We start from the raw sequence: 22,768 nt of genomic DNA on the forward strand, positions 1-22,768 counted from the left end.
TTTATGAATTTATCCTTTAAAACTCATCTAAAAATAATTTCAGTCCCATTTAGGTTCTTATTGGTATCAGGACTCTTATATTCTTGTGCTACCTATAACGTAAAAAAGGGAAAAAACTTACAGGAAATTAAAAATTCTGCTATAAATTCTGAAAACGACTTTAAAATTTTCCTGGTTGGGGATGCGGGCAACGCAGATGAGCCACAGGCGAAGCAAACATTAGATATTCTTAAGGGTAAACTGGACTCAGCCGACAAAAATTCGATGCTGATCTTTTTGGGTGATAACATCTATCCTTCAGGAATGCCTAAAAAGAAAGATAAAGAGTATCCTCTGGCCAAAGAAAAAATGGAAAATCAGCTTTCCATTACAAAAAATTTCAAGGGAAGAACCCTCGTCATTCCCGGAAATCACGATTGGTATCATGGTTTAGACGGATTAAAAGCACAGGAAGATTTTGTGAAGGATTATCTGAATGATAAAAAGGCTTTTTTACCTAAAAATGCTTGTCCTATTGATGATATAAGCCTGACCAGTGATATCAAGTTAATTGTTATCGACAGTGAGTGGGTTATAGCTAACTGGGACAAATATCCGGGAATGAATAAAAACTGCAATATCAAAACCCGGGACGATCTTTTTTATGAATTCCAGGATCTGATTACTAAAAATCAGGGAAAAAGGATTATTGTCGCTTTACACCACCCTGTTATCAGCAGTGGAACTCATGCGGGATATAATTCTGCTAGGTCTCACCTTTTTCCATTTAAAGGAAATATTCCGGCTCCCGGCATTGCAACAATTATTAACATTCTGAGAAATACCTCCGGTGCCAGCATGGAGGATATCAACAACCAGCATTATGCCGACCTTGCCAACAGGTTAAAGAGTATCGTCCAGGATAAAGAAAATGTAATCTTTGTTTCGGGACATGACCATAACCTTCAATACCACACCGACAGGAATATCAAACAGATCATCAGCGGCGGAGGTTCCAAAGTAGATCCTGCAACCATCGCTGAACAGACCGATTTTTCCTACGGAGGAAGTGGTTTCGCTGTTTTAAACATCCGCAAAGATCAAAGCTGCGATGTTGAGTACTTTTCCACTAAAAATAGCAAGGTTAAAACATTGGCCCATATCGACGTAATATCCAAACCTGAAGCCTTTGTCAACAACTACCCTAATTCCTTTCCGGCTACCATCACCTCAACGGTGTATCCGGCAAACTTAACGGAAAAAAGGAAGTTCTACAGATGGTTGTGGGGTGACCATTACAGAAAATATTATGGAATTCCTATTGAAGCTAAAACTGCCAATATTTCAGAATTAGACGGTGGATATATCCCTTTCAGGGAAGGAGGTGGAAACCAGTCCAACAGCCTGAGACTAAAAGCTAAAGATGGTCAGGAATTCGTCATGAGAGGCATTAAAAAAAGTGCCGTACGTTTTCTGAATAACATGGCCTTTAAAAAAAGTACCTTCGGAGAGGAACTGTATGACACTTTTCCGGACAAATTCCTGCTTGACTTCTATACAACCAGTCATCCGTTCACTCCATTTATTGTTGGAAATCTGGCGGAAAAAGTAAATATTACGCACAGTAATCCAAGATTATTCTATATTCCAAAACAACAGGCCCTTGGAGATTACAATGAACATTACGGTGACGAAATGTACATGATCGAAGAACGCTTTTCTTCAGATCCTAAAACGCTTGAATCCCTGGACAATGCAAGAGATATTCTTTCAACCGACGATGTCCTGAAAAACCTATCCAAAAATTATAAATACTCTGTCGACAAAGAATCATACATCAGAGCCAGAATTTTTGATATGCTTTTAGGAGATTGGGACAGACACTCCGATCAATGGAAATGGGCAGAATATAAAGACGGTGATAAAATCATCTACAAGCCGATTCCAAGAGACCGTGACCAGGCTTTCAGCAAGTATGACGGTGCTGCATTTAAACTGATCATGAACGTTCCGGCTATCCGCCATATGAAAACGTTCAAGGAAGACATTCAAAGTGTAAAACTCCTGGCTACAGAACCTTATCCTATTGATCTTGTTTTCTTAAAAGGTTCAACACAGGAAGAATGGGTTGCACAGGCAAAATATATTCAGGAACACCTTACTGATGCTGATATCAATGAAGCATTCGATCATTTGCCGAAAGAGGTTAGAGATGAAACCAGTGAGGATATTCAGAGAAAATTAAAATTAAGAAAAGAAAAACTACAGGACTATGCTGTCCAGTATTATGATGTTTTACAGGAAAAAGTTCCGTTAGCAGGAACTGTAAACCAGGATAAATTTGTAATCGTTAAAAATGCAAATTCCGTTGATGTTAAACAGTATAAACTTGACGATAAAGGTGAAAACCCTGAATTGGTATTTGAAAAAACATATTACGACAACAAAACCAAAGAGCTTTGGATCTACGGTCTTGAAGATGATGATGTTTACGACGTGTCAGGAAACGGCAAACCTAAAATGAATATCAGATTAGTGGGAGGAGATAATCACGATGTATATAATGTTTCCAACGGAAGAAAGATCAGCATCTATGATTTTAAATCCCAAAAGAATACCTATAACGCAGGTTCAGCGGCCAAACATATTTCCGATGATTATGATGTTAACACCTATAATTACAAGCACCCGAAGTATAACTTCTTTGCCGGCTATCCCAATGCAGATTACAACCCGGATGACGGATTGATTATCGGTGTTTTAGCCAATTATACAGTAAACAACTTCGTTCGTGATCCATTTACACAGAAACATAGTTTAAAAGCCAATTTTTACACCAATACAGCAGGTTTCAGCCTTGCTTACAAAGGTATCTTTAAGAAAGCAATTTCAGGATGGGATTTCAATCTTGATGCAGCCTATACTACTCCCCGTTTTTCCGAAAACTTCTTTGGATTATCCAATGAAAGTGAATATGACCGTGAGGATACTAAAGCAAAGTACAACCGGGCCAGGATCTCAAAATTTAATTTTGCCCCTTCTATTTCAAAGAAGAGCTGGCTTAATTTAAGCCATCAGTTTCAGCTTACCTTTGAAGACAATAAGGTACAGAGAAAGGGTGATCGCTTTGTGGATCAATCTCCTGATGTAAATCCTGGTGTTTTCAAAAGTCAGCAATTCGGAGGAGCCAATTATACCTTTAGTTTCAAAAACCTTGATAATAATGCTTTTCCTACCTTAGGTCTGGAATTTGTCGCGAGCGTGAACTGGAAAACCAATCTCTCGGACTTCGACAGAAACTTTTTATTTGTAAACGGATCATTAAATATTCACCACAGAATTGATAAAAAAGCAAATTTTGTTTTTTCGAATTCCAATAATGTAATGTGGATCAACAACAATAATTTTGAGTTTTATCAGGCGGCAAGTATCGGAGGTAATAATGGCTTAAGGGCATTCAGAAATGACCGGTTTTCCGGAAAATCGTACTTCACTAACAACTCCGAGATCCGTTGGGACTTTGGAAGGATCAAAAACAATATTATTCCGGCTAATCTGGGTATATTGGTTGGATATGATCTGGGACGGGTTTGGAATGATAACGAGAATTCCAGAAAATGGCATCAGGCTGCAGGAGTTGGTTTATGGTTAAGCCTTGTCGAAATGTTTTCCGCAAGATTAAACTATTTCTATGGATCTGACGGGGGAAGAATTTCTGCAGGCGTAGGAATGAATTTCTAAAACGGCACTATCCATTTTTATTGTTAAAAATTTTACATTTTTCAAAACAAAAGAGAGCTTTAGAATACCTTATTAAAATAATAAAAGTCGCACAGAAATTTCTGCGCGACTTTTTTATATTATATATTCGAAAGATCAATTTAAAAGGAAGTGCTGATTCACACGTCCGCTTAACTGAAAATTATCTCTAAGGTTTTAATGTAAAAAGATAAACATTACCTCCATCCTTCTTATCCTTTTCATCAGCAATTAAAAGATTTTTATCATCCACAAAAGTAACCGCTTCTTTCTGCGAATTATGGTGTAATGAAATTTTTTGAACTTTAATTTTCGAAAAGTCATCAGGAGTAAAGCCTGTAACGATACGCACATTTTTATGATTCAGCAATACAATCTGATCCCCTTTACTATTGATTGACGCTGCTGTGATAGCTGCATCGGCATACTTTCCATCCAGCTTGAATTTACCCATTAGCTTTGCTTCAAAATCACCTGCTTTATTCGGTACACGGAAAATCAGAAAACTCCCGTCAAAACCTTTGCTTCTGTTTTTAGTAAAAAGATAAAAATTCCCGTTCATCTCAACAAAAGCTTCACAATCATATAAAAGGTTTGACTTTTTAGGCGGAAACTCTGTTTGTCCTTCATAATGAAAGCTGGTCTTCTGGGTAACTTTTGTCGTTGTCTGAGAGGCATCTTTTAAATCAATTTTCAAAATAGAAAGATTGCGTCTGTCATTATCATTATTCCCGAAATCACCAATATAGATATTTCCGTCACGGTCGCTGGTAATTTCTTCCCAATCATTATTTTCAGCATTCTCCACCAGCACATCCGAAACAAATGCTCCCTTTCTGTCCAGTCCGTACACCCGGTTTTTATTTCCCTGGTCTTCTATAGCCCATATTGTCTTTTTATCCGGAGACAAGGTAATACCGGAAACTTCTTTTAATTTTTTAGGTAATGAAAACTCTACTTTTAAAGTATCTTCTTTAGTTTGTTCTGAATTTTTAGGATTACATCCCATTAATAAAAGAGAGGTTACCATACAAAAGATATACATTTTCATTAATTTTTATTTAATATTTTAACTTCATCCCAAAGCAAATCCATCTCTTCCAGGGACATTTCTCCTAAATTCAGATTTCTTTCCGACGCCATCTCTTCCATCTTCTGAAATCTTGAGATAAATTTTAAATTAGTTTTCTCCAGGGCAGAATCAGGATTAATTCCGGTGATCCGTGCATAATTAATCAGGGAGAAAAATACATCTCCCAGTTCCTGCTCTTTTTTCTCAAGATCCGTTTCAGCATGAAATTCTTCAAGTTCCTCATCTACTTTCTTCCATGCATCCTCCGCATCATGAAATTCAAATCCAATTCCTTTCACTTTATCCTGAACCCGGTAAGCTTTTACCATACTTGGAAGACTTTTGGGTACCCCTCCTAAAATGGATTTATTCCCTTCTTTCAGTTTTAGTTTTTCCCAATTCTGCTTTACTTCTTCTTCATCTTTCACCTCTGTATCTCCATAAATGTGGGGATGACGGAAAATAAGCTTTTCATTAAGGGAATTGATGACATCTGCAATATCAAAACTTTCTTTTTCAGAACCTATTTTAGCATAGAAAACCAAGTGAAGCAATACATCTCCCAATTCTTTTTTGATCTCCTGCAGGTCTTCCTGTAAGATCGCATCAGAGAGTTCATAGGTTTCTTCAAGTGTAAGATGACGCAGAGATTGTAAGGTCTGCTTCTGATCCCACGGGCACTTTTCACGAAGGTCGTCCATAATGTCCAATAATCTTCCGAAAGCGTCTAATTTTTCTTGTCTGGTATTCATAGGTCAATTGGGAATTCAATCTTATACAAATGTAAGGGTTATTTTAACTTGGGTACAAAACTTCGTGGGGAAACTTAGATGTTAGATGTTAGATGTTAGATGTTAGATGTTAGATGTTAGATGCAAAATTAAGGAGAAGCCTTTGAATAGATTTTTCTGGCTTTAAAAATTTTATCCGGTACTTTTTTTATTAAAAAAGCCTTGTTAAGAAATTCTCAACAAGGCTTTATTTTAAATCAGGGCAAAGGGATTATCCCATTTTTCTGTGTGTACTTTTAGTAGCAGCTTTTGCTCCCGTTGAAGCTTTTGCTTTTGGAGTAGCAGGTTTTTCTGCTTTTGGAGCTGCTTTTTTAGGAGCTGCTTTCTCAGTAACAGCAACTTCATCCTGTGCCGGGTCTAAAGTTTCAGGCTCAGCTTTAACAAAGCTTTCAGGTGTAATATATCCTGCCTTGTGAAGGATATTATACCACTGTGCTAATTTTTTGATGTCAGAAGCATATACTCTCTCCGTATCATAATTAGGAAGAGAAGCTGCCATAAATTCTTTCAACTCAGCGTCAGAAGATTTATGAGAAATTGTTTCTTTGTAATCCTGGTTTTTAGCAATATTTTCAAAAACCTCAAACAAAGGAACCTCCTTATCAAATGTAAACATAGCAATGTTATCCAACAAGCTCACCTGGCTTGAGTTTCCTATACTTACTTTCTTCTTTGTAGATACATCTTCAATAATAAATCCGTTTCTTAATTGAGAAACTAATTTAAAAAGTCCTGGCTTTCCAGAGATTGAAATTATTTTTTCTAACAACATAATTTTATTTTTTTAATTTTTAGTAATCAGTAGAAACCTTTTACTGTCTATTATTTTTTGTTTATAATTAAATACACCTGTTACTTCGGAAATCTCATTTTGTAGTTGATGCTTACATCCCCCTGAGATATTTTTGTTAATTTACCTTTTACCAGCTTTTTCTTTAAAGCACTAAGGTGATCGGTAAATAATGTCCCTTCAATATGATCATATTCATGTTGAATTACGCGGGCTCTAATATCGGAAAAAGTTTCTGTATGCTTCACAAAATTTTCGTCATAATATTCGATCAGGATTGTGCTCTTTCTTTTTACATCTTCTCTCACATCCGGAATCGAAAGGCAGCCTTCGTTAAACTTCCACTCTTCCCCGGATTCTTCCAGAATTTTAGCGTTGATGAAAACTTTTTTGAAGCTTTTCAATTCTTCTTTGATATCTTCATAATCCTCATCATCAGCCAAAGGAGTTACATCTATTACGAATAAACGAATATCTAGGCCAATCTGCGGAGCTGCAAGGCCTATTCCGTTCGCACTATTCATAGTTTCGAACATATTATCAATCAGTTCTTGTAAATCGGGATAATTTTTGTCTATATCTTTGCCTACTTTTCTTAAAATAGGATCCCCAAAGGCTCTTATTGGTAGAATCATCTTGTTCTTTGTTCTAAAAAATTCTGCAATATGATGGTTGCACTTATTTTATCTATTAAACCCTTTTCCTCTCTCTTTTTTTTACTTTTCCCACTCTGGGAAATAAAAAATGATGCCATTTTGGAAGTAAACCTTTCATCAAAACGGTAAACGGAAATAGTTGGAAATTCTTTTTTAAATTCATCAATGAATTGTAAAATATCTGTTTCCACCTCGGATACGTTTCCTTTTAGATCTATCGGAAGTCCTATTACTACATCATCTACCTTATTTTCGCTGAAATATTTTTTCAGAAAAGGCAGTATATGTTTTGTTTCTACCGTATCAAGGCTGCTCGCTATAATCTGCATGTCATCCGTTGTTGCAATGCCACAACGGGCTTTTCCATAGTCTATTGCAAGAATTTGTCCCATAGGTTTGCAAATTTAGTAAATTTTAATGATTTTATTCACAACGTAGTTTTTTTTATAAATCATGTTCCATTCCATATTTTTTTTTATAATTTTAATCTTCCAAAAAACGAAATTATGAAGAAACTCATTCTTGTGAGACATGCAAAGAGCGACTGGCCGGAAGAAACTGAAGATTTTGACAGACCTTTGGCAGACAAGGGTTTGGAGGACGCAATGAACATGTCCAGATTCTTAAAAAACAATAGCATTTCTATAGATTATTTAGTGTCGAGCCCAGCGGTTCGTGCATTGAATACCTGTAAGATTTTCAATCAGACTTATCAGTTGAATTACATGACTGATGAAAAGCTATACAACCCTTCTGAAAGGAATTTTGAATCTGTAATTTACAACCTGGATGACCATCATAATTCGGTAGCATTTTTTTCACACAACAACGGAATTTCCAATTTTGCCAACTCTATATCAGAGGATATTTTTCATTTTCCTACCTGCGGAGTTGCCGGTTTTGAAATAGACTGTGATTCATGGTCGGAATTTGATGGAGCAACGAAAAAGCTTTTATTTTTTTACGAACCTGGAAAAATCTAAAATTATTTTAAAAATTTATTGTTTTATTTTTTTTACAATCTCCTTTCTTATGCATAATGCATAAGAATATTTTTATAAAGATCATATCTCCAGTTCCGCTTTTATACATAACAGTTTCTAATATATGGGCAAATATCATGTTGCCCTTTTTGTCATTGTATTCAGAATAAAATATTTTTGCTTTATTAATATTTATTCTAAATAAAAATAATAATGCAAAAACAATTCTATTTCTTACTGTTGATCCTGTTGCTTACAGGGAACACAATTTACGCACAGGTTTCGGCCAGTCCATTTATTACCAATCTGAATACACCCAACCCCATGATCATTGAAGACAATGAAATGTATATCGGCATTTATGCTTTGGATAAAGTGGTAAAGATAAACCTCGATAATCCCGGCGCCGCGCCAGTGGATGTGGTTACAGGAGTAAACAGACCTTATGGTCTGGCATTAAAAGATAAATATCTATATATCTCTGAATTTGGAGGAAATAAAATTTCAAGGATCAATCTCAGTATTTCCAATCCGGCGCCTGAAGTTATCCTGACGAATGTAAACAGTCCTCTAGGGCTTGAATTCGTTGGAAATGACCTGTATATGGCTCTTGAGGGAGATAATAAGATTGCCAAAATAGATGTAAGCCAACCGATCCCACAATTAGTGGATATTACATCCGCAGCATCTCCATTTGAATTGGAAATAATCGGAGATGAAATTTTCTACACTGAACGGTTTGAAGGAAGAGTTTCAAAATTTAAACTCAATAGTTCTACTTCTCCAATAACAATAGCTCAGGGATTAAGTTATCCTTCCGGTTTAACCTCTCATGGAAATCAATTATATATTTCTGAAGCAGGAGCTTCTAAAATATCCCAATTAAATTTCACCCTGGCTAATCCAATAGTTTCCGATGGTATTGTCTCCAGTGAATTCAGCTACCCATCAGGATTAGCCGTAAAAAATAACACGATTTTTATTACGGATTTCTTCGGAGGCTCATTATTAAAAGCAGATCTGGGTGCTTTGTCTGTTTCTGAACAACAGTACAAAAATAAAACACAGATTTATCCCAATCCTGCTAAGGATTTCATAACAGTTACGAACCCTCCATCAAAAGAATATAAAATATATGACATGGTAGGGAAACTTATATTGTCCGGAAAACTCGAAAGAAATAATATCGATATAAGTCAACTGATAAAGGGAGCCTATATCATTCAGAGCGGAGATCTGATTAAAAAATTCATTAAAGAATAGTTTATATTAATAATCCGGGCTCTAACAAATATTAGAGCCCGGATTATTATTGTATTTATATTAGAGAATTCTTTTTAAATCCAGATCATCAAAATCAAAACTGAAGTCCGTCACATCGGAAATAGCTTTTAGCCTTGCGGATTCAGCCTTCCCGCTTTCATCATAATTAAAGATAATATACGCATCCGCATCATAACTTCTATCATCCCATTTGATAATGAAAGAATTGTTGGAATAAGGAAGCAATTCTCCCTTTAATCTCGGAGAATTTTCACATGTGATTCTGTAAGCATTTCCCTGCTGGGTAATTTCTACATCCCCAAACCAGATATCATTATATTTTCCAACAAACTGTTCTGCTTTTGGCTGTAGGTTTTTATTCTTTTTAAATGTTTCGGATTTTTCAAAAGCTTCCTTCTTTTGTTTATCGTATTCAGCATTCATTTTAGCCATTCTGTCCCCGTATGTTTTGAGCCAGTTCCGGTTTGCAATTCCCAGATAAGAATCCTTTAAAGTATTGGTCACGGTATTAAAAGCTGCTCCGGACTGCTGATTGGTTAAAACGACAATCCCTAATTTCATATCCGGAATCAATGTAAACTGGGTTACGGTGCCGATCAGCCCTCCTGTATGCTGAATTTGTTTATGTCCTTTAACATCACTCAGGAACCATCCCATTCCATATCCGTAAAAGCTTGTATCATAAGGATTTTTAGGAGCTACTCCGCTAGGTATCTGCAGACTCCATAACTGTTGTACCTGTTTGTCAGAAACCAGTTTTTTTCCTTCTTTCGTTGTGAAATTATTTAATAAGAACTGGGCCCAGGTCGTCATATCTTTGATATTACTCATAATCCCTCCGGCTGCATTTCCTGTTTCATTCCAGTCGTGGGGAACAGCAATTGCTTTTCCATCTACCGGAGCATGAGCATCAATCTTATTGGTTACCCCTTTTGCCCTGTTATAGCTTCCAAAACTGGAGTTCATACCGACAGGTTTCATAATTCTTTGCTCAATAAAATCTGCCCAGCTTAATCCGGAAATCCTGTGAATAACCTCCCCTGCAACAATGAACATGATATTATTATAATCTAACGTTGTTCTGAAAGGATTTTCAGGTTTCAGATATCTTACATTATGGACGATATCATTTACCGTAAGACTTCCTCCTTCCGGAAAAAACATCAGATCTCCCTGTCCTAATCCCAATCCTGCCCTGTGAGTTACCAGATCCTTGATGGTTACATTTTGAGAAACGTACGGATCATACATCTGGAATTCAGGAAGGTATTTTGAAACCTTATCATCCCATTTCAGTTTTCCTTCGTCTGCCAGAATTGCCAGTGCCGTACAGGTAAATCCCTTAGAATTTGAAGCAATTCCTACAAGGGTATTTTCGTCCATGGGTTGTTTTGAAGCCAAAGAACGAACTCCGAATCCTTTCGAATAGATCAATTGTCCATCTTTAATCACTCCAACGGACATTCCCGGAACATCAAAGGTTTTTAAGGTATTTTGAATGAGCTCATCCAGTTTTTTTTCTTCAACCTGTGCATTCATCAAGCCGACTGTCAAAAGAAAAATGAAAAAAGAAATTTTCTGTTTCATTATTTTTTAAATTTTCTCAAAGTTAATCAATTCGACATTTATTAAGTAAATTTGAACTTTATTTTAAACACGAAGAATATCCCTGAAAGAAAATGTAAGATAATGACTAAAATCCTTCTTCTTTCCGACTCTCATTCCTATATTGATGACAGGATCCTGGAATATGCCAAAGACGCTGATGAAATCTGGCACTGTGGTGATTTCGGTAGTCTTGAAGTGATCGAACAACTTGAGAAAATCGGTCCACTAAAAGGCGTTTACGGAAACATTGATAATGCGAAAATCCGGTCCGAATTTCCGGAGGTAAAGAGATTTTTCTGTGAGAATCTGGAAGTTCTTATGATCCATATCGGAGGTTATCCCGGAAAATATACCGCAATAGCTAAAAAAGAAATTGGAGAAAAAGCTCCTAAGCTATTTATTTCAGGACATTCTCATATTCTGAAAGCGATGTTTGATGCAAAAAATAATTTACTTCACCTTAATCCGGGGGCATGCGGAAAACAGGGGTGGCACAAAGTGAGAACAATGATGCGTTTTGTGGTCGATGGTGAAGAAGTAAAAGATCTGGAAATTATTGAATTAGGTCCAAAATAGAAATACATATGAAGATTGGAGATCAGGTTTCTGTGGTAGATGAAGATTTAAGCGGGGTTGTAACTTCCGTAAAAGGAAATATTGTTGTTCTTAAAGATGAATATGGTTTTACCCATCAGTATCCAAAGGAAAAACTGGTTCCGAAAAATGCTTCCATATATGATAATATAAAAGTGGTAAAAAAGGCTGAACCCAAAAAAATCACTTCAAAGAAACATCAGAAAAATCATATGGTTCTCGACCTGCATTTTCATAATCTCGTTAAAAACCCAAATGATTATGACGGATTCGAGAGACTTTTCCTCCAAAAGCAAAAATTAATCGATACATTGAGCTTCTGCCGGAAAAATCATCTTAAACGATTGGAGATTGTTCATGGCATTGGAGACGGTGTTCTGCAAAGGATGGTTTTAGATGTTTTAGAAAGCCAGGCCGATCTGGATTTTTACAATAAGGAAATACTTCATCATCAATCAGGTGCGGTAATGGTAGAATTTCACTAAATTTGCAGCAATAGAAATATGAACGTACTTAATTTACTTTTTACAAAAGACGGATTAATCTACCAAATTGCAAGGAATAAAAGCATTTTGGTAGAGAAATCTTATTTCGTTAATGAAGAGTCTCCTAAAAATTTTATCGCTGAGAAACTGGATGAAGTTTTAATAAAGCAAAGGTTCGATGAGATTTCTGTCATTTCAGCCTTGAACCATTTTACCCTTATGCCTGAAGGATTTTCAGAACATGAGGCGGGATATGATCTTATTGCATTCAATGCTCCTGTGGATAAGGACAATGAAGAGCTGATGCTGTCCCTTAATAAAAAGTTCAGGATTCAGTTCTATTATACTTTTCCTAAAAACTTTTATAAAAAGATAAAGGAGCTGGCCGTTCCCGTTCACTTTAATTTTTCAGGAGAAAAATTCCTGAATTCAATCAGCCATAAAAACAATAAAGAAATCCACATTAACCTTTATCATAACCAATGTGAATTTTTTGCCCTTGATAATAAAAAACTGATCTTATACAATAATCTGGATGTCAATTCTGAGGTTGATTTTCTTTATTTTGTAATGTTCACATTAAGTAAAATAGGATTTGGAATCAATGAAACCAACTTCTATGCTTATGGAGAAACCACTGAAAATGAAACATTCATTTCTGAATTACAAAAATTCGTAAAGAACCTGAAAATTGTATATGATAACGTTCCTAATAAGAATTTTATACTTAATTAGGCCACAGGTTGCAGACGCCAGGTCTTACCTGACATTGCATCCATTACCAACAATCTAACATCTAAACAACATGTACAGAATAATTTCCGGCCGATGGAAAGCCAAAAAAATTGCCGCCCCAAAAAACTTTGATGTAAGGCCAACTACTGACTTTGCAAAGGAAGCTCTGTTCAGTATTCTGGAAAATAAATATGATATACAATCGATCTCTGTTCTTGATCTTTTTGCAGGAATAGGCTCTATTTCATTAGAATTTGCCTCCAGAGGCTGTCAGGATGTAACTTCTGTAGAGATGAACCCCAAACATACAAGCTTCATTAATTCTACGGCATCCGAACTGGACATGTCGTTACAGGTTAATGTGCAAAGAGGGGACGTGGTGGACTGGCTCAAGAAATTCAGAAATAAAAAATCTTTTGAAATTGTTTTTGCCGATGCTCCTTTTGAAACTGAAGAGAAGAAATACTATGAAATCATCTCTTTGGTATTAAACAATAAATACCTGAAAGAAAACGGAGTTCTTATTATAGAGCATCAGAGTCGCTTAAAATTTGAACACCCGAATCTTATAGATACCAGAAAATATGGAAACGTAAGTTTCAGCTTTTTTGAACCAACTCAATCAGATACAGAAAACCAGGAACTCTAATTCCTGGTTATTTTTTTGGAATTGGCAATGGCTTCGTCTCCCCATCTTGTAATTTCATTCAAAACAGGAAGAAGCGTCTTTCCAAAATCAGTTAAGGCATACTCCACTACTAACGGCGGTTTTTCCGTATAAACCTTTCTGCTGATAATACCGTCTTCCTCCAATTGTTTTAATTGAAGGCTTAATGTTCTTTCCGTAATGGTAGGAATATCTTTCCTGATCTCATTATATCTTTTTGCCCCCTCAATAAGATGGTATAAAATCACTGCTTTCCATTTCCCACCAATAAACTTCATGGTGATACTTGTACAACACGGGTACGTTTTATTATCTATTGTATACATTTTACTACTATCCTTTTTGACCGTTCTTGCAAATTTATTAAACTTAAATTAGTTTTGCAACTATAAAAAATATAGTACAAAATTATGAATTTTTTAAACAAAATGAAAACCAGGTATACTGTGAAAAAGTATAATCCACAAGGTAAAGTAAGCGAAGAACAAATTCTTGAATTAAAGGAAATCCTCAACCTGAGCCCTTCTTCTATCAACAGCCAGCCATGGAATTTTATTTTTGTAAATAATCAGAAAATAAAAGAACAATTGGCTGAAGCTTCTTATTTTAATAAGGAGAAAGTATTGGACAGTAGTCAACTCATTGTCTTCCAGGTTCTGAAAAACGTTGAAGATTTTGAAAAGCAAATTCAGGAAAACTTACCTGAAGGATCGATTAATTACTATAAAACGATGGTAAAACCTAAAGGTGACATTGCAATACGGGCTTGGTTAGCCCATCAGGTATATCTCTCTCTTGGTGTATTGCTTGCAGCATGCGCCGAAATGGGAATAGATTCTACTCCTATGGAAGGAATTGAAACGGACAAGTACGATAATATCCTGAAGAATGATCTTTATGAAACTCTATTTGCTGTCACTATCGGAGAAAGATCCGGAACGGACACTAATCAACCGACAATCACCTCTAAGAAAAGACTGAAATCAGAAAAAATAATAGTAGAACTATAACTTTTTAAATGTTGATTAAAATAAAAGCTGCTACATTCCTTGTAACAGCTTTTTATATTATAATACTTTCAATTCCAGGTCTATACTTTTACCAAAGAACTTTTTGGATATCTTTTCGAAATTCTTCGTCAGATCCGAAAGATAAAAGTGATAACTTGGCTTAGCATTAAGATCGTTTAAAAGATTGTATTTATCAAGAATAATTTTCAAATGGCTCGCCACGATATTCGGAGAGTCAATAACACGAACACGGTTTCCGTAATATTGCTTGATCTCATCGATTAGCAGGGGATAGTGCGTACATCCTAATATCAATGTTTCAATATTTTTTAGCTTGTTATTGCTTAAATAATTGTAAATGATCGCATGTGTAATCGGATGGTTTTTAAATCCTTCCTCAATGGCAGGAACCAGCAATGGAGTTGCCAGCTCATCCACTTTGATCCATTTATTATGCTTTCTTATACTTTTTTTGTACAGCCCTGAATTCACAGTTGCTTTTGTAGCAATCACGCCAACATTGGTGTGGATCTCATAAGATACCTTCTCTGCAACCGGATTAATAACATCAATAACAGGAACTCTTCCGGCAACTGTCTGCATCACTTCATTAAGAGCATTTGCTGTTGCTGTATTACAGGCGATAACAATTGCTTTACAATTCTGCTCCAATAAAAAATTTGTGATTTTGGTAGAGTATTCTATTATAGCTTCACGAGACTTTTCTCCGTAAGGAAGGTGCTTGGTATCACCAAAGTAAATAAGATCTTCATGAGGAAGAAGCCTTTTAATTTCTTTAGCAACGGTTAAACCTCCTACACCACTATCAAAAATTCCGATAGGTTGTTTAGCCGAAAGATGCGAATAATCTTGTTTCTTAGTTTTCAAAAGAGTTGAAATTTTATACAAAAATAATGAATTTCACCAGTATTACATCAAACTTTTACAATCAAATCAGGAACAGATCTGAAGCAATTCCATCCGCCATAAACCAGTGCTTTTCCGGTATTTTCAAATGATTATTTTCAATAACAAGTATGCCGTCAGCTATCTTTTCTTTAATCTCCTGATCAAATTTCTCAACTATTTCAGGAGAAAACTTATTCTTCAGTTTATCCAGGTCCACTCCCCATATCGTCCGTAATCCGATCATGATCATCTCATTAAACTGGTCTTCCTGCGATAGAATTTCAGTTTCTTTAGCCAAAGAATTTGAATTCAGCTTCTTTACATAAAGCTGATTATTTGCGACATTCCAACTTCTCACGTCAGCTCCGTTATATGAATGGGCTGAGGGTCCTAGTCCCAAATATTCTTTGTACTTCCAATAGGACGAGTTGTGCCTTGAATAAAATCCTGGTTTAGCAAAATTAGATACCTCATAATGATCAAAACCATTGTCTTTTAAAAAGTCTGACAAATAGTAGAACTCTTTATTTTGCTCTTCTTCTTTTGGTGTAGCCACTTTCCCTTTCAAAATCCAGTCATTCAATGCCGTCTTAGGCTCTACGGTCAGTGCATAAGAAGAGATATGAGGAACATCCAGGGCAATTGTTTTATTCAGATTTTCTTTCCAGATTTCCAAATTAGAAGTGGGAGATCCATAGATCAGATCAATACTCAGATTTTCAAAACCGAAATCCTGTGCTCTCTTAATAGAATCCTCTGCCTGTGAAGCATTATGAGCACGGTTCATCAACCTAAGGTCATCATCAAAAAAGCTTTGCGTTCCGATTGACAATCGGTTAACCGGTGATTTTGAGAGATCTCTCAGGAAGGTCTTATCCAGCTCATCCGGATTGGCTTCCAAAGTAATTTCTATATCCTTTTCAAAACTATAATACTTCAATACCTCATCAACAATTGAATTGATCTCATCTCCTGATAGGATTGAAGGTGTTCCGCCACCAAAGTACAACGACTGTAGTGTTTTATTATGTAATTCATCTTTCCTTAAAAAAAGTTCTTTCTTAATAGCAGAAAGCACCTCATCTTTAGACAGTAAAGATGTTGAAAAATGAAAATTACAATAACTACACTTTTGTTTACAAAAAGGAATGTGAATATAAATCATAAAAAAAGCTCTGAAAAATTCAGAGCTCAAATTTATTTAAATTAAATTGATTAATATCTATATCCTCTATGATTAATAAAGTTATCGAAGTTATAACCCAATCCGATCATAAAGCTGTTTCCTCCATAAGTCTGAATATCAGATAAACCTAAATTATAAGTTGCTCCGATCATAAACTTATTGAATCTTACTTTTACTAGTGGTGAAATACTTAATTGCTGGTTATCAAATCTGTTCTGAACTGATCTGTAACTTACCCCAAAAGAGAATGAATTGATATCATTAAAGAATGTGGCCATCAAGTTATAATCAATTGTTCTTGTAGAATTCGTATTCAAATTGATTAAGGCAGATGGTGTAACGTACATATTATCTGCAAAATGCCAGTCATATCCTAAGTTTAAGAAGAACTTGATAGGAGAAGGCTCACGACCATTCACAATAGATTCGTCATTCGTCAAAGCAATATCATTAACCGATACTCCGGCAAAGATATTTCTAAAAGTCGCGGCTAAACCAAAGTTGGCATATGCCATGAAAATATTACTCTCCGTACCCTGCAATAAAGGATCATACCCATCTTCAGTATTGATTTTAGTATAATCAAAATTCATATTGTAAAAACTAACACTGGTACCGAATGAGAACTGATCTTTTCTCTCTCCTTCACTACTAAGCGGAATAAAATATGAAGCACCCGCTGTAATACCTCCTGCTGAAATAGGACCATTACTATCTCTAAAAACAGATATCCCTGCACCAACTCTATCAAAAATGTTAGCATTGATCCCTACTGACTGCACATTAGGAGACTCATTAAATTTTGAAAATTGCTGTTGATAATTGAGGTTGAGCTGAACATAATCTGTTTTACCGTATTGTGCCGGGTTGAACAGGAACTCACCATCCAAAAGATATTGTTGATAATATGGTAGTGTTTCTTGTGCTTTGTATGCATTTGACAAAAGAGCCAAACACACTATAGCATATAGTTTTCTCATAACAAATCTTGATTTCAATTCAACAAATATAAAAAAAATCTCAATATATTTTTAGTTTTCCAAATAATTTCTCCATTTTTTTACAGCATCCGCCATATCTTGAGGCATTGGGCTTTCAAAATACAATTCCTGTTTAGTGGTAGGATGTATAAAACCTAAGGTATGGGCATGAAGTGCATGTCTTGGCAGGATTTCGAAAACATTTTTAATAAAATGCTTATATTTAGGTAAATTCACTCCTCGTAAAGGCGTATGACCTTCATATCTTTCATCATTGAAAAGGGTATGGCCAATATGTTTAAAATGAGCCCTGATCTGATGGGTTCTTCCTGTTTCCAGTTTACATTCTACCCAGGTCATATATCTGAACCTTTCCAAAACCTTATAATGCGTAACCGCATGCTTCCCGTGGCTTCCGTCCTCATAAACCGACATCTGCATCCTGTTCTTTGGGTGACGCCCTATATGCCCCCGAATGGTACCTTCATCATCCTGTACGTTCCCCCATACAAAAGCCCAATATAATCTTTTGGTCTTTCTGTCAAAAAATTGTTTGGCAAGGAAGCTTAATGCATATTCATTCTTGGCGATAACCAGTAGACCCGAGGTATCTTTATCAATCCTGTGAACAAGGCCTACTCTATCCAGATCAGATTTCTCACCATTTTTGGCAAAATGAAACGCAAGAGCATTCACCAAAGTACCATCCCAGTTTCCAAATCCGGGATGCACAACCATTCCGGGTTCTTTATCTACAACAACAAGATCATCATCCTCATAAACAATATTAATCGGAATATCCTGAGGGATAATTACATTTTCTCTCGGAGGATGGGCCAGCAGAACAGAAATCTGATCTCCCGGCTTTACACGGTAATTCTGTTTTACAGGAGTTCCGTTTACGACAACGTTACCTGCTCTGCATGTTTGTGAAATTTTATTTCTTGAAGAATTCTGCCTGAAAATCAGTAAAAACTTATCTATTCTTAAAGGCTCCTGGTTTTTATCGACAGTAATATTGAAATGCTCATACAGTCCTTTATTTTCCTCATCAATATCAATATTGTTGGAATCCAATAATTCTTCATCAAAAAAATCCTCGTTATCTTCTGTCATGATTTTTATTTTTTACACAAAAGGCCTCAACATGATAAGTTGAAGCCTGTATTTTTAATAATAAATGGTAACTACTCTACTACAACTTTCTTGGCCTTTGGCTTTTGAGCTGGTTGTTGTGTACCATTTGTTGCTGTTTTGTTATTTCCAGCATTATTATTTCCCGCAGGAGTATTGGTTGTTGTATTCTTCGGTTTACTTTCTGTTGTTGTTTTCGGCTTCGTATCAGCAGTCGCAGGTTTCGAAACCGGAGTTTTAGAAACTTCCGTTTTAGCAGGTTCAATTTTTTTATGAACCACTGGTGGTACAGGAACCGGTTCGTAAACAGGCTGCTGATGAACAGGAACTTCTTCATATTGTATAGGTGGCAACGAAGTATCTACCTTCATACGGTATACGGAATTCAGCTCTTCTATTTTAGAGCGCAATTCTGCCGGAGTCTTTTTACTTGCCCAGAGGTCCATCTGCATTCCCTGATCTCTTACATCTCCTGCAGCAGGATCCTGATAATAGATAATATCAGATTCATCTTTACCTCCATCTTCATGTTCTACCAGTCCTACTTCAAACATACTTCTTGTAATTAATGCTCTGGCCTCTTTTACCGTTAAGCCAACCACATTAGGAATAGAAATATTTCTCATGGGTCCTGAACCAACTACCACATCTATCGTTGAGAACCTAGGAATCAGCGATCCTGGTTTCATAGGGTTTCCTTTAAATAAAATTCTAAGTACTGCATCTTTCTGGATGCTAGGTTCGAAGATAGTATCTCCCACTTTCAGACCTACCTGATCTATCCTTTGGAAAGCCAGACCTGAATATTTATTAATAACATCAGGAATTGCAACCGGAGCCCAGCTTCTCGGGTTTACGATCAGATAAATAGCTCTTCCATCCTTTACATGGGAACCAGGAGTAGGAGACATCTTTAAAACCTGGAAAGGTTTGTATTTTGGATCATAAGCAGCACTGTCTACTTCATAGCCCAGACCGGCATCATCTAATATTTTTACCGCCTCATGAACGGATTTGTTTACAACATTGGGAACCGGAATTTCCTGACCATGATTCGTATGGTATTCTAACCAACGAAATGTAAGCCATACCAACCCTATAAAAACACCGATGGCTATTAACAAATTCAGTAAAACTTTCCAGTTGAAAAGTGATTTAAGCATACTTAAAAATACTTTAATTATAATGGCAAATATAGCTAATAATTTTAGAATGTACTTTTTATTTATCACATTTCATATTTGGTTTCAAAATTTCGGATTTTCACCTGTTGCATTACATAAAATGATTAAATTTGCCTTAATTGATACTATTTGGTTATGAGCAAAAAAAGTGTTGCCGTAGTTATGGGCGGATATTCTGATGAATACGTAGTTTCCCTGAAAAGCGGTCAATTAATTTATGATTCGTTGGACAGGAATCTGTATGATGTATATAAAGTAGTTGTTTTAAAGGATAAGTGGTATTTTCTGGATCAGAACGAAAAGGAATATCCGATCAATAAAGGAGACTTCTCTGTAACATTGGAAGATAATGAACAATTGAAGTTTGATGTATGCTTTAATATCATTCACGGAACACCTGGTGAGAACGGCATACTTCAGGCCTACTGGGATGCTATAGGGCAAACTTATACGGGTTGTGATTTTTATCAGAGTGCCTTAACTTTTAATAAAAAGGACACTTTAGCAGTTCTGTCCAAATATGGTATCCCATCAGCAAAAAGTATTTATCTGAGAAAGGGTGAAAATATCAATGTTGATGAAATAGTAGACTATCTTGGTCTTCCCCTATTTGTAAAGCCTAACCAATCCGGTTCATCATTAGGGATTACTAAAGTAAAAGAAAAGTCCGAATTACTTCCGGCGACAGAAGTTGCATTTAAGGAAGATCATGAAATTTTAATAGAAAGCTTCCTGGATGGAATGGAAGTATCTGTAGGGGTAATTGATTTTAAAGGAGAGACAATTGTTTTGGGAATAACAGAAATTGTTCCTACCAATGAATTCTTCGATTATGAAGCCAAGTACGAAGGTGCTTCAGAAGAAATAACCCCTGCAAGAATTGACGAAGAAACAACAAAAAGAGTTGAAGAAATTTCAAAAAAGGCTTATGACTCTTTAGGAATGAGTGGTTTTTCACGCAGTGAATATATATTGATGGACGGCATTCCTTATATGCTCGAAATGAATACAAACCCGGGATTTTCTCCGGCAAGTATTCTACCACAGCAGGCAAAACATTACGGTATATCCATAATGGATCTTTGTGGAAATGAAGTTGAAAAAGCATTAGCGAAAAAACCAAACTAATTATGAAAATTGCTGTTTTTCCGGGATCATTCGATCCTATTACTCTAGGTCACTATGACATTATAGAAAGAGCTGCTCCCCTTTTTGATAAATTAATTATTGCCATCGGACAGAATTCCCAAAAGAAATACATGTTCCCGCTTGAAAAAAGAATGGAATTTATCCAGAATTCTGTTGCAGAATTTCCCAACGTAGAGGTTGACTATTTTGAAGGCCTTACTGTTGATTATTGTTTTGAAAAAAATGCACAATACATAATCCGCGGATTAAGAAATCCTGCAGACTTTGAATTTGAAAAAGCAATTGCCCATACCAACCGAACTTTGGCCCATAAGAAGCTTGAAACTGTATTTTTATTAACTTCATCAGGAAAATCTTTTATCAGCAGCAGCATTGTAAGGGAAATCATCAACCACAACGGAGAGTATGAACTTCTGGTTCCTGAAGCGGTAAGAGTAGAGAAGACAAAAAAATAAATAATGGTTGATCAGTGATAAATGGTAAAGGATTTGCTTATGGAAGAACCATCAATCTATTATCAGCTATCATTCAAAATATATGCACGAACAGTTCAATTTTGCCATAGAAGTATTGGGGACAATTTCCTTCTCGATGTCGGGAAGCTTTGCTGCTATGCAAAAACGACTTGATCCTTTTGGAGTTCTCATTATAGCTTTCGTAACTTCAGTGGGAGGAGGAACTGTTAGGGATCTGCTTCTGGATATTCCGGTATTCTGGATGCATGATTTACTGACCTGCGCTGTTATTATTATGACGAGCATATTTACGATGGTCTTTAAATCTTTTGAAAAAAACTTTCAGGTTACCTTATTTATTTTTGATAGCCTGGGACTCGGCTTATTTACCATTATAGGTATCCAGAAAGGTTTAAATGCAGACATCCATCCTTTGATATGCATCGGACTCGGAACTATTACAGGTTGTTTCGGAGGGATTATCCGGGATATTTTACTCAACAGGATACCTCTGATCTTCAGAAAAGAAATTTATGCTACAGCCTGTATTTTTGGCGGAACTGCTTTCTTACTGATGACAAAATATTCTAATCTTTCCTACACTTTTATCCAGATTTTTACGATCCTTCTGATAGTGGTGATCCGTACACTGGCGGTAAAATACCACTGGCAGATGCCTAAGTTCTACGGATATGACCACAATTCGGAAATGTAGATCATACAAAACAATATAAAAAGGCAGAAAGTAAACTTTCTGCCTTTATTTTTTATGGTAAGGAATCGATTATCTTATTTTCCCTCCTCTTTGTCTCATATTAGGGTTATGCATATGTTTCTGCATTGTCGGCATCTTCAACTGATCTTTCATCATTTTGATCTGATCTGTCATCATTCCTGCACTATCCAATCTTTTAGCTTCTTCCAATAATTTCTGTCCTTCCTGTTTTCTTCCTTTAGAAATGGCAGAAGCAGCAAGATTTAAAGTAGCCATTGCTCTGTCATGTTTCATATTTAAACCGTACTCAAGTGCTTTCCTCATTAAAGGCTCAACTTTGGTAGGATGTTCCTGAGCCAGAGTTAATCCCTGCAGATAATGGAAATAACCATATTGAGATTTATGAAGCTGTGTCTGATAGTTCCTGATATGGTCTAAATAAGTTACAGCTTTTTCCATATTCTGTTTTCTCAATTGCCAGAAAGCCAAAAGGATATATTCATTTTTAAAGAAAAGAAAGATCGGCAAAGCTGAAAGAAGAAAGATTACAATTCCCCAACCTAAATTTCTTGTGAAAATCATCATGGCAAGTCCACCCAATATAAGAAGAGCTGCGATTACAATTTTTATGTATTTATTCATT

Annotated in this window: 24 protein-coding genes; 11 read left to right on the forward strand and 13 right to left on the reverse strand. The window is 35.9% G+C overall.

Going from position 1 to position 22,768, the window contains the following annotated elements:
• Window positions 1–3: 3 nt before the first annotated feature.
• Window positions 4–3,720: a metallophosphoesterase gene (locus AAEU33_RS01545; protein ID WP_345990658.1), complete on the forward strand. Its 3,717-nt coding sequence runs from the start codon at window positions 4–6 to the stop codon at window positions 3,718–3,720.
• A gap of 187 nt (window positions 3,721–3,907) precedes the next feature.
• Here AAEU33_RS01545 and AAEU33_RS01550 read toward each other — a convergent pair whose 3' ends face one another.
• The 5 genes from AAEU33_RS01550 to ruvX all read right to left on the reverse strand — a co-directional run bounded on the left by AAEU33_RS01550 (window position 3,908) and on the right by ruvX (window position 7,439).
• Window positions 3,908–4,789 (reverse strand): SdiA-regulated domain-containing protein, encoded by an 882-nt coding sequence (locus AAEU33_RS01550; RefSeq protein WP_273650693.1) that lies wholly within the window; start codon window positions 4,787–4,789, stop codon window positions 3,908–3,910.
• Window positions 4,789–5,562, reverse strand: coding sequence for a nucleoside triphosphate pyrophosphohydrolase (mazG, locus tag AAEU33_RS01555; RefSeq protein ID WP_172283644.1), 774 nt, complete (start codon window positions 5,560–5,562; stop codon window positions 4,789–4,791). The genes AAEU33_RS01550 and mazG overlap by 1 nt, the downstream gene beginning before the upstream one ends.
• Window positions 5,563–5,812: 250 nt before the next feature.
• Window positions 5,813–6,373, reverse strand: a complete 561-nt coding sequence (locus AAEU33_RS01560) for a DUF5606 domain-containing protein (RefSeq protein WP_172283642.1) — start codon at window positions 6,371–6,373, stop codon at window positions 5,813–5,815.
• 80 nt (window positions 6,374–6,453) lie between these two features.
• Window positions 6,454–7,026 carry a peptide deformylase gene (gene def / locus AAEU33_RS01565; protein ID WP_172283640.1) on the reverse strand — a complete coding sequence of 191 codons (573 nt, stop codon included), beginning with the start codon at window positions 7,024–7,026 and terminating at the stop codon, window positions 6,454–6,456.
• Window positions 7,023–7,439, reverse strand: a complete 417-nt coding sequence (ruvX, locus tag AAEU33_RS01570; protein ID WP_172283638.1) for a Holliday junction resolvase RuvX — start codon at window positions 7,437–7,439, stop codon at window positions 7,023–7,025. Before ruvX ends, def begins: the two co-directional genes overlap by 4 nt.
• 114 nt (window positions 7,440–7,553) lie before the next feature.
• Between ruvX and AAEU33_RS01575 the strand changes: the two genes are divergently transcribed.
• Both AAEU33_RS01575 and AAEU33_RS01580 read left to right on the forward strand, forming a co-directional pair.
• Window positions 7,554–8,030 carry a histidine phosphatase family protein gene (locus AAEU33_RS01575; protein WP_172283636.1) on the forward strand — a complete coding sequence of 159 codons (477 nt, stop codon included), beginning with the start codon at window positions 7,554–7,556 and terminating at the stop codon, window positions 8,028–8,030.
• A gap of 213 nt (window positions 8,031–8,243) precedes the next feature.
• Entirely contained in the window at window positions 8,244–9,293 is a 1,050-nt protein-coding gene (locus AAEU33_RS01580) for a T9SS type A sorting domain-containing protein (protein ID WP_345990663.1), read from the forward strand.
• Window positions 9,294–9,353: 60 nt separating this feature from the next.
• On the opposite strand, the gene AAEU33_RS01585 is transcribed toward AAEU33_RS01580, so the two are convergent.
• Window positions 9,354–10,901, reverse strand: coding sequence for a serine hydrolase (locus AAEU33_RS01585; RefSeq protein WP_345990665.1), 1,548 nt, complete (start codon window positions 10,899–10,901; stop codon window positions 9,354–9,356).
• Window positions 10,902–11,003: 102 nt separating this feature from the next.
• On the opposite strand from AAEU33_RS01585, the gene AAEU33_RS01590 reads away from it, so the two are divergent.
• The 4 genes from AAEU33_RS01590 to rsmD all read left to right on the forward strand — a co-directional run bounded on the left by AAEU33_RS01590 (window position 11,004) and on the right by rsmD (window position 13,385).
• Complete coding sequence (locus AAEU33_RS01590) at window positions 11,004–11,498, forward strand: metallophosphoesterase family protein (protein ID WP_345990667.1); 495 nt, start codon at window positions 11,004–11,006, stop codon at window positions 11,496–11,498.
• Window positions 11,499–11,506: 8 nt separating this feature from the next.
• Window positions 11,507–12,001 carry a Smr/MutS family protein gene (locus AAEU33_RS01595; protein ID WP_345990669.1) on the forward strand — a complete coding sequence of 165 codons (495 nt, stop codon included), beginning with the start codon at window positions 11,507–11,509 and terminating at the stop codon, window positions 11,999–12,001.
• 18 nt (window positions 12,002–12,019) lie between these two features.
• Entirely contained in the window at window positions 12,020–12,736 is a 717-nt protein-coding gene (locus tag AAEU33_RS01600; protein WP_345990671.1) for a DUF3822 family protein, read from the forward strand.
• Window positions 12,737–12,806: 70 nt separating this feature from the next.
• Window positions 12,807–13,385, forward strand: coding sequence for a 16S rRNA (guanine(966)-N(2))-methyltransferase RsmD (gene rsmD / locus AAEU33_RS01605; protein ID WP_345990673.1), 579 nt, complete (start codon window positions 12,807–12,809; stop codon window positions 13,383–13,385).
• Here the strand turns inward: rsmD and AAEU33_RS01610 are convergent.
• Window positions 13,382–13,729, reverse strand: a complete 348-nt coding sequence (locus AAEU33_RS01610) for a helix-turn-helix domain-containing protein (protein WP_172283622.1) — start codon at window positions 13,727–13,729, stop codon at window positions 13,382–13,384. The two genes, rsmD and AAEU33_RS01610, sit on opposite strands and share 4 nt — an antisense overlap.
• An 84-nt stretch (window positions 13,730–13,813) precedes the next feature.
• Between AAEU33_RS01610 and AAEU33_RS01615 the strand changes: the two genes are divergently transcribed.
• The gene (locus tag AAEU33_RS01615) at window positions 13,814–14,413 is read left to right on the forward strand and encodes a nitroreductase family protein (protein ID WP_306614562.1); all 600 of its coding nucleotides are present in this window, start codon (window positions 13,814–13,816) and stop codon (window positions 14,411–14,413) included.
• A gap of 57 nt (window positions 14,414–14,470) precedes the next feature.
• Here AAEU33_RS01615 and murI read toward each other — a convergent pair whose 3' ends face one another.
• The 5 genes from murI to AAEU33_RS01640 form a co-directional block, all read right to left on the reverse strand.
• Entirely contained in the window at window positions 14,471–15,301 is an 831-nt protein-coding gene (murI, locus tag AAEU33_RS01620) for a glutamate racemase (RefSeq protein ID WP_172283619.1), read from the reverse strand.
• Window positions 15,302–15,362: 61 nt separating this feature from the next.
• Window positions 15,363–16,487: a radical SAM family heme chaperone HemW gene (gene hemW, locus AAEU33_RS01625; RefSeq protein WP_345990675.1), complete on the reverse strand. Its 1,125-nt coding sequence runs from the start codon at window positions 16,485–16,487 to the stop codon at window positions 15,363–15,365.
• A gap of 50 nt (window positions 16,488–16,537) precedes the next feature.
• Window positions 16,538–17,488, reverse strand: coding sequence for a type IX secretion system membrane protein PorP/SprF (locus AAEU33_RS01630; protein WP_172283607.1), 951 nt, complete (start codon window positions 17,486–17,488; stop codon window positions 16,538–16,540).
• A gap of 51 nt (window positions 17,489–17,539) precedes the next feature.
• Window positions 17,540–18,604, reverse strand: a complete 1,065-nt coding sequence (locus AAEU33_RS01635; protein WP_172283605.1) for an RluA family pseudouridine synthase — start codon at window positions 18,602–18,604, stop codon at window positions 17,540–17,542.
• Between the two features lie 71 nt (window positions 18,605–18,675).
• Window positions 18,676–19,785, reverse strand: a complete 1,110-nt coding sequence (locus AAEU33_RS01640) for a PASTA domain-containing protein (RefSeq protein WP_345990678.1) — start codon at window positions 19,783–19,785, stop codon at window positions 18,676–18,678.
• Between the two features lie 156 nt (window positions 19,786–19,941).
• Here AAEU33_RS01640 and AAEU33_RS01645 point away from each other — a divergent pair, with 156 nt between their 5' ends.
• The 3 genes from AAEU33_RS01645 to AAEU33_RS01655 all read left to right on the forward strand — a co-directional run bounded on the left by AAEU33_RS01645 (window position 19,942) and on the right by AAEU33_RS01655 (window position 22,125).
• Window positions 19,942–20,934: a D-alanine--D-alanine ligase gene (locus AAEU33_RS01645; protein ID WP_345990679.1), complete on the forward strand. Its 993-nt coding sequence runs from the start codon at window positions 19,942–19,944 to the stop codon at window positions 20,932–20,934.
• A 2-nt stretch (window positions 20,935–20,936) separates the two neighbouring features.
• The gene (gene coaD, locus AAEU33_RS01650) at window positions 20,937–21,410 is read left to right on the forward strand and encodes a pantetheine-phosphate adenylyltransferase (protein ID WP_172283599.1); all 474 of its coding nucleotides are present in this window, start codon (window positions 20,937–20,939) and stop codon (window positions 21,408–21,410) included.
• Between the two features lie 82 nt (window positions 21,411–21,492).
• Window positions 21,493–22,125 carry a trimeric intracellular cation channel family protein gene (locus AAEU33_RS01655; protein WP_345990681.1) on the forward strand — a complete coding sequence of 211 codons (633 nt, stop codon included), beginning with the start codon at window positions 21,493–21,495 and terminating at the stop codon, window positions 22,123–22,125.
• Window positions 22,126–22,194: 69 nt separating this feature from the next.
• On the opposite strand, the gene AAEU33_RS01660 is transcribed toward AAEU33_RS01655, so the two are convergent.
• Complete coding sequence (locus AAEU33_RS01660) at window positions 22,195–22,767, reverse strand: tetratricopeptide repeat protein (RefSeq protein ID WP_172283595.1); 573 nt, start codon at window positions 22,765–22,767, stop codon at window positions 22,195–22,197.
• Window position 22,768 lies beyond the last annotated feature (1 nt).

The sequence above is a fragment of the Chryseobacterium sp. Chry.R1 genome (assembly GCF_039645525.1).
GTDB classification, from domain to species: Bacteria; Bacteroidota; Bacteroidia; order Flavobacteriales; family Weeksellaceae; genus Chryseobacterium; species Chryseobacterium proteolyticum.